The organism is Candidatus Phycosocius spiralis (assembly GCF_030158815.1).
Lineage (GTDB): Bacteria > Pseudomonadota > Alphaproteobacteria > Caulobacterales > Aquidulcibacteraceae > Aquidulcibacter > Aquidulcibacter spiralis.
Genome location: NZ_BPFZ01000007.1, coordinates 135539 through 145624, shown reverse-complemented (window position 1 = coordinate 145624; position 10086 = coordinate 135539). Strand labels below are relative to the sequence as shown.

Below are 10086 nucleotides of genomic sequence, written 5' to 3'. Positions count from 1 at the left end.
ATCGCATTGTGTTTCAAAATTTCGGCACAGTATAAGGCACTCGCGAATCCAAATTCGACATGTTACCCCTGTATCATTACCCCTGTATGGACCAATGATTTCGGAACTATGATTTTGGGACTATGATTTTGGCCGATTGCGAACGGGCATAGGTGAGGACCGGGTGTGCGCATATTGATTTCAAACGACGACGGCATTCATGCTCCGGGCCTGGTGATATTAGAGCAATTGGCAGCAATGCTTAGCTCCGACATTTGGGTGGTCGCGCCCGAAATAGAACGTTCTGGTGCCTCACGGGCTTTAACCTTAACAGAACCGGTTCGGGTGCGTGCACTTGGAGAGCGGCGCTTTGCCTGTTCAGGAACGCCCAGCGATTGTATCTTATTGGGTGTTGATGAACTCATTGTCGGATGTAAGCCCGATCTTATCCTATCTGGGGTCAACCGTGGGCAGAATATAGCCGAAGATACAAGTGTTTCGGGCACAATTGCTGCGGCCGTGCAAGGCATGCAGATGGGCATCCCCGCTATCGCATTATCGCAAGCTATGAATGTCCGGGCCGGAAAAGACATCCCGTGGCACACCGCATTAGCCCATGGCGGCGCGGTTCTCAAACAACTATTGGCTACCCAGTGGCGGGATGGGGTGGTGATGAACGTCAATTTTCCAGATTGTGAACCAGAAGAAGTCACAGCTATCGAAGCCACCTATCAAGGATTTCGCGATGAAACCATTCACCATATTGATCGTCGTCATGATTTAAGAGGCAATGATTATTTTTGGATAGGCTATCGCACCAAGCCTTCACGTCCACCCCTTGGCTCTGATCTTTTAGCTATTGATGAAAAGCGCATTTCGGTTACCCCTTTACAGATTGATATGACCGACCCAACCACTTTGGCCAAGTTAAAAGGCGTATTCTCAAGATGAATTCTGTAGACGCACGCATGGGGATTGTATTGGCGCTCAGAAAGGCGGGTGTCATAGATCCATTGGTGCTTGATGCCATGGAGACCATCCCGCGTGAGGTCTTTATGTCCGCAGGCTTTGAGGACAGGGCGTGGGAAGACGCTGCTTTACCGATTGAATGTGGGCAAACCATCAGCCAGCCCTTTGTGGTTGGATTTATGAGCGCAGCTTTAGAACTGTCCGGCCGCGAAAAAGTGTTGGAGATCGGCACTGGCTCTGGCTATCAAACGGCTATCTTATCGAAGCTTGCCCGGCGTGTTTATACGCTTGAGCGCTATCGCACTTTACTTCGACATGCCCAAAGCCGTCATGAGGCTCTCAAGCTAACCAATATTATCTCAAAATGCAGCGATGGTGCGCTTGGGTGGCCCGATCAAGCTCCGTTTGATCGCATCATATTCACCTGCGCAACTCCCCACCGTCCCGATGCATTATTAGCTCAATTGGCACCGGCGGGAATCTTAGTCGCACCGGTAGGACCTGGTGGAGTGCAGGAATTATTGCGTTATCGCTTGCGCAAGGATGGTGTATTTGAAGAAGAGGCCTTGATGGATGTTCGCTTCGTGCCTTTGCTGCCTGGGGTAGCCCGCGACGCATAAGGGCGATTGAACGCGGATGAAACCAGTGCTTAACCATGTCGTGGCAGGTTAAGCTATGCATTATCTTCCACCCCTTTTGGTAAGCATCGCCCTTGTTTTCGGCAATGGTGCACCTGCGATGAGCCAACCTGCACCTGGCCTCACTGACTTTGACCCAAGTCGTCCGGCTACGCAGACTCGGGTTGGCAGAGGTGAGACCCTTTATGCCATTGCTGAGCGAACTCGCTCCCCGCTGATCGGTTTGATACGGGTCAACCAGTTGCGACCACCTTTTACCCTTGAACCCGGACAAATCTTACGTTTGCCACCCTTAAAGGTTCATGTCGTAGCAAAGAATGAGACTTTCACTGCCATTGCCAAAAGATATCGCATCGATGAACATTCCTTAGCGGTGTTTAACCAGCTGGAGCGCCCGGTTCGGGTCAACGTGGGAGATAAGATTATATTGCCAGCCTTGGTGCGAGATCAACTCACCGGGCTAGAACCTCAAGATCTTGTTACCTTATTGACGGCTGAACTTGCTGCTGGTCACGCTGTTAGTGGTGCCGTGGCAGGCCAAATCCGGGCACAAAGGCCAGTTCCATTACCAAAATCTGGGGCCAAAAGCCCCGATACGAAAGGCGATACGACAAAAGCACCTAAGGGGGAAATAGCATCCATACCATCAAGCTCACCACCCATGACTATGCAAAAGTCCCTGGCCGATACTGCGCCCCCCAAAACTGGTCCACGCCCAAACCAAACCAAGAGCCAAACGCAGGATCAAGTTGCCGCACTTTCTGGAAGTAAACCCACTTTCAGCTGGCCCATCCGCGGTAAAATATTGGAAACATTTGGAACCAAAAAGGACTTGCGCGTGGTGGATGGAATTGAGATTGAAGCCCCATCGGGTACCCCGTTTCGTGCCGCAGGCCCTGGTATGGTAGTTTATGTCGGTAATCAATTAGCGGGATATGGTTGGTTGGTGCTGATCCGGCATTCTCGCGATTATATGACCGCTTATGCCTTTGCCAATTCGGTTAATGTTCGAGAAGGTCAGACAGTCACGGAAGGACAAATCATTGGTCAAGTCGGCCAAACCGGGCGCGCATCTTCGCCCCGCCTGCATTTTCAAGTCCGCTATGCCACCAAGCCGGTCAATCCAGTGCCCCTCTTAACTGGTAGCACAACACGCCCTACTTAAGCTGCCTTGACCGCTCCGCCGCGAACCTGCCCGATGCCTTAAGGCTGTGACTTATACAAAGGATAGCTGTGGGGAAAGTCATTCTTGATCTAGGCTTGCCCAGTGCCAAACTGGGTATGTGACAGTCTTTTGACAATTCAGTCTAACTTTGCAGTCGATCCTTAATTGGATGCCGATATGCAATAGGCTCGGGCTGGCAACGCCATCTTGCCTAAAGCCCCAGCGCGCGGGTATGAAAAGCAAACGGAGTTGACACATGGCCAGCCACAAGAATGATTACACCCACGGTAAAATGGATATTTCAGCACAATCAGGAATGTATCAGTCTTTTTTGATTGCAACCCAATGGGGCTGTGTTCTGATTTCAGCCATGATCGCTTGCATGGCTTTGATCTGGGGCGCGCAAGTGCCTTGGTTGCAGTCGGTTCTGGGATGTGGGGCCTTTTCGATTGCGGCAGGCCTTGGCATGAAAATGGGCCCCTCTTTTACGATTACTTCTGTTGTTTTGACCGTCATCGGCTTAGGGGCCGGGGGCATTTCGACGCTGGTTAGCATTTTGGCCTAGGTAGCCAATACGCGCCAATCAGAATGGGAGCATTGTGTTGGCCAAGGTTCAGATCGAAATTAACTCACGACGCTATGCCATTGGCTGTGATGAAGGCCAAGAAGACCATGTTTTGCGGCTGGCGCGCTATTTTGACGAGCACGTCAAAAGACTGGCGGGCTCGGTTGGGCAGATTGGCGATCAGCGGTTGTTTTTGATGGGTGCACTGATTGTTTCTGACGAATTAAACGAACTCAAAATTCGCTTGGATAGAGCTGAAGCCGAAGTTGCCCGCTTAACCGATATGCGTGCCAATATCCAACAAGCAAACCAAGATCCCGCCGCAATTGCGGCCTTAGATCAAGCGACCATCCGGTTAGAGGCTTTAGCCCGAAAGTTTGAGCAAGCCTGATTTAGCCGATCGGCCTAAGATTCCATGGCCTCGCGCAACAAACTATCCCCAGCAGCTTCTTCAAGAATCGTTTCCAAAGCCTGTCCATTGACGGGCACTTTGCCAATCTCTAACATCAAAGGCACAGCAAATGGCGATATGCGGGTCAGTCTTTTATGCACAATTTGGCCTTGTGCGCGGGCAAGACATTCTGAGAGGCGGCGAATATCCAATAAGCCTTCACCTGCCTCCTGACGTGCCGCCTCTAAAAGTACATGATCGGGCTGGTGCTGACGCAGAACGTCATAAATCAAGTCGGCTGAGAATGTGACTTGGCGGCCCGTTTTGGTCTTGCCCAGCTGATTTTGGTCAATCAAGCCAGCGATCACCGCACAAGTTCGAAAAGTGCGCTTCATCAACACGCTTTCTTGCAACCATTCTTCTAGATCATCGCCTAGCATATCTTGGTCAAACAATTCATCCATCACCACATCGGCCATGTTTTTATGCCCCCAGATGGAGACAGCATAATCATTAGCGACAAAGCCCAAGGGCTCACAGCCTAATCGCTCCAGCCGTCTGGTTAAAAGCATGCCAAGGGTTTGGTGCGCCAAGCGGCCCTCAAAAGGATAGCAGGCCAAGTGAAAGCGATTGCCGCGCGGAAATGTCTCCACCAATATTTCCCCCTCTTGGGGTATTACCGATGAGTAACTTTGAAAGCTAAGCCATTCGCGTAGCTGAGGATGGAGAGCCTGCCATTGCTTTGGATCAGCGATGATGGCGCGCACGCGCTGGGCCAAAAAGGTCGATAAAGGAAATTTGCCGCCAGCCCAGGACGGAATTTTGGGCGCTTGGTCATGGGCTTTGGTGACCAAGCACTCAACCCCGCTAACGCCTTCAAAACGCCAGACTTCCCCTGCAAACAAAAAGGTGTCGCCGGGCGCTAAACCATCAACAAAATATTCCTCAATTTCCCCCACCACACGCCCTCCAATATGAGCCGTGCTGCCAGAGGGTGTGCCGGGGCGACGGGAGCGGTTATTGGCGACTTGGCGGACTTTCAAAATCGGTTCGGCCACGATGGAGCCAATATTCATGCGCCAAGCCCGCGCAATATCGCGATTGCGGCATTTTAATCCGCCTTGGCCATCTGGAATCAAGCGTGCAAAACGGTCATAGCTTTTAAGGGCATATCCACCATCTTTAACAAAGCCCAATACCCGTTCAAACGCGTGATAACTCAATACCTGATAGGGCGCTGCGCGTGTGATTTCTTCAAACAAAGCCTCAGGCTTAAAGGAAGCGCCCACCGCGCACCCCATGATATGCTGGGCCAAAATATCGATCGCTCCCTGTCGTGGCACTGGCCCATCGATGTGATGGGCGGTGACGGCTTCTTGGGCGGCTAAACATTCCAGCATCTCAAACCGATTGGTAGGGACCAACAAGGCCTTGGAGGCTTCATCTAAGCGGTGGTTGGAGCGGCCAATACGCTGGATCAAGCGCGATGAACCTTTGGGGGCGCCCATCTGGATCACAAGGTCAACATCACCCCAATCAATCCCCAGATCGAGGGTGGAGGTGCACACAATAGCGCGCAAACGGCCGTGGGCCATGGCGGTTTCCACCTTGCGCCTTTGACCCACATCCAAGGATCCATGATGCAAAGCAATGGGCAAATTGGCATCATTGAGCTTCCAAAGCTCCTGAAAGGCCAATTCAGCTTGAAACCGCGTATTGACGAAGATCAAAGCCATGCGGGCCTGTTCAATCGCCTGATAAACTTCCGCCATTGCATGGCGCCCTGTGTGGCCTGCCCAAGGAATATGCTCGCCCGAAAGCAATATGGAAATGTCAGGCGTGGTGCGTTTTGGGCCTTTGACGATTCGGGCTAAACTTATTCGCCCTTTGGTCTGGGGGGCGAGCCACTGGGCAAGGGCTGCTTCATCCGCCACTGTGGCAGATAAACCCGTGCGCCGGGCATGTGGCGCAAAGCGGGTTAAAGCCGAAAGGCCCAGCGCCAACAGATCACCGCGCTTTGAGGGCGCCAAGGCATGTACCTCATCAATGATAATGCGCCTAAGACCGCTCAACAAAGCAGGCGCTTCTGGCATACCGGCAAAAAGCGCCAATTGTTCAGGTGTGGTCAGTAGAATATCGGGCGGGTCCCATTTTTGGCGTTGCCGCTTGGCTATGGGCGTATCGCCTGTGCGGGTCTCAACACGGATCGCCAGCGCCATATCTGAAATCGGCGTCATCAAATTGCGTGCGACATCCACCGCCAAAGCTTTTAGTGGCGAGATATATAAGGTGTGCAAACAGGCCTTATCGGCGGGGCGCTGCGCCAACTCAATCAGACTGGGTAGAAAACCTGCTAAGGTCTTGCCCGCTCCGGTTGGGGCGATCAATAAGCCATGCTCGCCTGCCTGATCCACTTGCAGAAGCTCTAATTGATGATCGCGTGGAGCCCAGTTTCGCCCAGCGAACCACGCTTGAAATTGAGGCGGTAAGTCGGGCAGGCTCATTTGTCGGGGAGGGCTTCCTCAACATCGTCTGGCTTTTTGCCCAAGCCTAGGATTTGGCCTAAAACTGAAAAAGTCTGCACTGGGCTAAATCCCACTTTGTCTTTTTGCGCCACCTCTGGACGGCGCGCGGCACGCCACAACACCCAAGGCACCATTAAAGCGGACACCACGCCAGCCTGCCAGAAAATCGATAATGCATGGCCGGTAAACTCTACCAATATTCCACCAATCGCAGGCCCGATAATGGTGCCCCCAGCCCAGACGAATAACAAGCCAGCACTTGCTGCACCAAGTTCAGTGCGTGGGGTGCGGTCGCCTAAATGGGCAACGGCAATGCCATAATAAGACAAAGCACCAGCGCCCCAAATCCCAAACAGGATCGTATTGAGGCCCAGCGATAATGTGTTACCAAAGCCTGCCAAGATGATAGCCATAACTGCCGGAATACCGATCAATAGAGCTAAAACAATCCGCCGGTCGATATGATCGGATAATTTGCCGGCATGCCATTGCACAATCAAAGAACCCACCCAAGCGGCGGCTTGAAAACTGGCAGCCGCCTGCGCACCCCCCCTTTCGCTGGCATAAAGGGGAGCCAAAGATAGAACCGTCCCATTGACGAGCCCAGAGCCCAAAGCAGCAACAAAGGCCGCTGGCGCTAAAGCGAATAAACGCGCGGGCACCATACGCAACGAAGTAGTCTGTGGTGGGGGCGTGGTGTCTGCGATGGAGATTGGAATTAAAGAGAGGGCCAAGAAGGCAGCGGCAGCCATAATCGGCCCTGCTGAATTAGGCTCTGGATGCGCAAAGCCAATAAGAAAGGGGCCTGATACTAAGCCTAGCTTGGTGCACAGCATATAAAAGCCCGTGACATCGCCGCGCCGTGCTTTGGGAATAACGCTCGCCATCCAACCCTCTGCGGCGGCAAACATAATCGCAATTGCCATCCCGGCAACCAAGCGGCTCAACGCCCAGGCCCAGGTGGCATCACTGGCATAAAGCAATAGAGTGGTCACGCATGCCAAAGATGCTGCAGCAGCATAGGTTCTGATCGCCCCAACATGGCGCAAAATATTGGGTGCAAACCAAGCGCCAGCCAGAAAGCCCAGCCCATAAGCAGAGGCCACAAAGCCAATTTGGGACCCTGAGAAATGCAGGGACTGCATCTGTAACGGCAACCACACGGTCAAGAGACCGCCAGCAACTTGCAGGAGGGTCTGCCCGCTGATTAGGGCCGCGACATCGCGCATTGGATTACCGCGCGGCGCACCAAAAGGCAGAGCGATCAGGTCATTCATCGTGCTAGGATAGGAGCTCAATCCAAGAAGGGCTAGCGCCAAACCGCACATAATTCGGCTTTGTTCACAAGCTGGGGGAAAAATGGCACGGCCAAAGCTTAGGGTCGTACCTGTCCCGTGCCACGAACCACATATTTGTAGGTTGTAAGGCCTTCGGCTCCAACCGGCCCACGGGCATGCAGACGCCCTGTGCCGATACCAATTTCGCCACCAAAGCCAAACTCCCCCCCATCGGCAAATTGGGTGGAGGCGTTGACCAACACAATCGCACTATCGACTTCGCGTAAGAAACGCTCAGCCACGTCGGTATCTTCGGTGACAATACAATCGGTATGGCCGGAGCCATAGCGCGCGATATGCGCCATGGCTGCATCGGGGCCCGCCACCACGCCAATGGATAGGATCGGGGCCAGATACTCCGCGCGCCAATCTTCTTCGGTCGCGGGGGTCATCGGCACAATGGCGCACGCTGCGGTATCGCCACGCATTTCACACCCGTGTTCGGATAATGACGCACATAGAAGGGGCAAAAGGTCTGGCGCGATCTCAGCGTCGATCAATAAAGTCTCGGTAGCCCCACATATGCCGGTGCGGCGCATTTTTGCGTTCACCACTAAGGCCAGGGCCTTGGCGGGATCGGCTCCTACATGCACATAGGTATGACAAATGCCCTCTAAATGGCTTAGTACCGGGACGCGTGCCTCAGCTTGTACGCGCGCAACAAGGTCTTTGCCGCCACGCGGGATGATCATGTCAATCGCACCCTGTAAGCCTGTAAGCATCGCGCCGACCCCGGCGCGGTCCGTGGTCTCAACCAGTTGAATGGCGTCCTCTGGTAAACCTGCTTTGGCAAGGCCGAGACGCAAGGCTTTGGTGATTTCGATTGAGCTTTCCATCGCATCAGAGCCACCGCGCAGGATCGCACAATTGCCCGCGCGCAGGCATAAAGCCCCGGCATCGGCGGTCACGTTGGGGCGGCTTTCATAGATGATACCGATCACACCGATGGGGATGCGCACCCGCTGCAAATGCAAACCATTGGGCCGCCTCCAGTCTTGCATGATTTCGCCGAGGAGGTCTTTTTGGCTACCAACTTCCTCCACCCCCCGGGCCATAACCTCCACCCGATCTGGATCGAGCTTTAAGCGGTCCAGCATCGATGCCGAAAGGCCTTCGGCTTGCCCGCGCACCATATCGCGCGCGTTAGCCGCCAAGATATCGGTTCGGGCTTGACGGATATGACGGCCCATCGCCGCAAGTGCTGCGGAACGCGCTTGCGCACTGGCCTCACGAATGGCTTTGGCAGCCTTTCGTGCACGCTGGCCAAGCTCCAGCATCTGATCTTCCAAAGACGAAGGTGAAGAAACCAGTGTCATCATCCTGTCTAGTGTTCAGCCTCATATGGGGTTTTAGTCGAACAATTTTGCCCAGCGGCGCTGCTCACGGCCCTTCCAGTGGCCACGGTGATAAGCATCCGATGCAATCAAGGGCACCACGGTTGAGGCTTCTGCAAACACCATCTGCTCAAGCGCCACAGAAACCTTACCCCACGAGCAGGCCTCCTTTAAAGTCGAGGAAGAACATGCGCCGTCGCGGACATCTGCCACTGTGATCTGCACCGCATAAGCGTGCATTTCGGCTTCAACGCCCAAAATCTCTGCACACACCACAGTGTCTTGCGCGAAATTCTTCGGAACTCCGCCACCGACCATGAAAAGGCCTGTGCGGCCAGCGGCGATCTTGATGTCGGTCAGTTCACGGAAATCCGCAATCGCATCGATGACCATATAAGGCATTTTGTCCTTCATGCGCTGGACCTGATGCTTCACCAAGCCAAAACCTGCGGAACTATCGACGAATGCGGGGCAAAAGATCGGCACACCGCATTCATAAGCGGTTTGAATCAAGCTGCCTTCCTTCTTGGCATTACCTTCGCTGAGCCATTTGCCCATGGCCGAGATGAAGGCACGCGATGAATAGGCCTTAGCTTCGAGGCTATCGGCGATCTCAAGGATCGTATGATCGCAAGCTTGTAGCTCTTCTTCATCAATATAGGTGTCATAAATGCGGTCGATATAGAGGCTGCGCAAAGTTTCATCGTCGGGCACTTCAAGGGCTTGATAATGCTTAAAGCCAAGCGCTTCAAAGAAATCCATGTCGATAATGGATGCGCCGGTGGCGACAATCGCATCGACCATGCCGTATCTCACCATGTCGCGATACACATGCATGCAGCCACCCGCACTGGTGGAGCCTGCCAAAGTCAGCCAAACCGAGGCTTCTTGGTCTGCGACCATTGTATTGAAAATCTCAGCCGCACGACCAGTATCGCGACTGGTGAATGACATTTTTTTCATGCTGTCGATAATCGGGCGGGCATCATAGGACGCGATGTCGACATGCTCAATAACATGGGTGAGGAGCTCTGCTTTACGATTTGCTTGGATAGGGTCAGCCATAATGGGCACTCTTTGGATGTGGGCATAAGGCCAGCGGATGCGCCGGAACTCCTTATGGGCCAGGGGGGCATTAGCTGAAATCAAAGAAGATTGAAATTGCCTATTTGCAAGCTTTGCA

At 53.5% G+C, this 10086-nt stretch carries 9 protein-coding genes; 5 read left to right on the top strand and 4 right to left on the bottom strand.

The window, feature by feature from the left end; all coding sequences use genetic code 11:
- The first annotated feature begins 165 nt into the window (after window positions 1-165).
- The 5 genes from surE (at window position 166) to PsB1_RS07080 (ending at window position 3707) form a co-directional block, all read left to right on the top strand.
- Window positions 166-930: a 5'/3'-nucleotidase SurE gene (surE, locus tag PsB1_RS07100; protein ID WP_284360040.1), complete on the top strand. Its 765-nt coding sequence runs from the start codon at window positions 166-168 to the stop codon at window positions 928-930.
- The gene (locus PsB1_RS07095) at window positions 927-1568 is read left to right on the top strand and encodes a protein-L-isoaspartate(D-aspartate) O-methyltransferase (RefSeq protein WP_284360039.1); all 642 of its coding nucleotides are present in this window, start codon (window positions 927-929) and stop codon (window positions 1566-1568) included. The genes surE and PsB1_RS07095 overlap by 4 nt, the downstream gene beginning before the upstream one ends.
- A gap of 55 nt (window positions 1569-1623) precedes the next feature.
- Window positions 1624-2751: a LysM peptidoglycan-binding domain-containing M23 family metallopeptidase gene (locus tag PsB1_RS07090; RefSeq protein ID WP_284360038.1), complete on the top strand. Its 1128-nt coding sequence runs from the start codon at window positions 1624-1626 to the stop codon at window positions 2749-2751.
- Window positions 2752-3007: 256 nt separating this feature from the next.
- The gene (locus PsB1_RS07085; RefSeq protein WP_284360037.1) at window positions 3008-3316 is read left to right on the top strand and encodes an aa3-type cytochrome c oxidase subunit IV; all 309 of its coding nucleotides are present in this window, start codon (window positions 3008-3010) and stop codon (window positions 3314-3316) included.
- Window positions 3317-3353: 37 nt separating this feature from the next.
- Entirely contained in the window at window positions 3354-3707 is a 354-nt protein-coding gene (locus PsB1_RS07080) for a cell division protein ZapA (RefSeq protein WP_284360034.1), read from the top strand.
- A gap of 14 nt (window positions 3708-3721) precedes the next feature.
- Here PsB1_RS07080 and PsB1_RS07075 read toward each other — a convergent pair whose 3' ends face one another.
- The 4 genes from PsB1_RS07075 to PsB1_RS07060 form a co-directional block, all read right to left on the bottom strand.
- The gene (locus tag PsB1_RS07075) at window positions 3722-6211 is read right to left on the bottom strand and encodes a ligase-associated DNA damage response DEXH box helicase (protein WP_284360031.1); all 2490 of its coding nucleotides are present in this window, start codon (window positions 6209-6211) and stop codon (window positions 3722-3724) included.
- Window positions 6208-7509: an MFS transporter gene (locus PsB1_RS07070; protein WP_284360029.1), complete on the bottom strand. Its 1302-nt coding sequence runs from the start codon at window positions 7507-7509 to the stop codon at window positions 6208-6210. Before PsB1_RS07070 ends, PsB1_RS07075 begins: the two co-directional genes overlap by 4 nt.
- A gap of 98 nt (window positions 7510-7607) precedes the next feature.
- A complete protein-coding gene (locus tag PsB1_RS07065; protein ID WP_284360027.1) occupies window positions 7608-8846 on the bottom strand; it encodes a glutamate-5-semialdehyde dehydrogenase in 1239 nt (412 codons plus the stop codon).
- A 72-nt stretch (window positions 8847-8918) separates the two neighbouring features.
- On the bottom strand, window positions 8919-9968 hold the full coding sequence (locus PsB1_RS07060) for a 1,9-bis(guanidino)-5-aza-nonane synthase (protein ID WP_284360026.1): 1050 nt from the start codon (window positions 9966-9968) through the stop codon (window positions 8919-8921).
- Window positions 9969-10086 lie beyond the last annotated feature (118 nt).

Coding starts and splice junctions, on each gene's coding strand:
- PsB1_RS07090 (WP_284360038.1), top strand. CDS start 1,624: ATGCATTATCTTCCACCCCTTTTGGTAAGCATCGCCCTTGTTTTCGGC.
- PsB1_RS07065 (WP_284360027.1), bottom strand. CDS start 8,846: ATGCTGGAGCTTGGCCAGCGTGCACGAAAGGCTGCCAAAGCCATTCGT.
- PsB1_RS07085 (WP_284360037.1), top strand. CDS start 3,008: ATGGCCAGCCACAAGAATGATTACACCCACGGTAAAATGGATATTTCA.
- PsB1_RS07075 (WP_284360031.1), bottom strand. CDS start 6,211: ATGAGCCTGCCCGACTTACCGCCTCAATTTCAAGCGTGGTTCGCTGGG.
- PsB1_RS07095 (WP_284360039.1), top strand. CDS start 927: ATGAATTCTGTAGACGCACGCATGGGGATTGTATTGGCGCTCAGAAAG.
- PsB1_RS07060 (WP_284360026.1), bottom strand. CDS start 9,968: ATGGCTGACCCTATCCAAGCAAATCGTAAAGCAGAGCTCCTCACCCAT.
- PsB1_RS07070 (WP_284360029.1), bottom strand. CDS start 7,509: ATGAATGACCTGATCGCTCTGCCTTTTGGTGCGCCGCGCGGTAATCCA.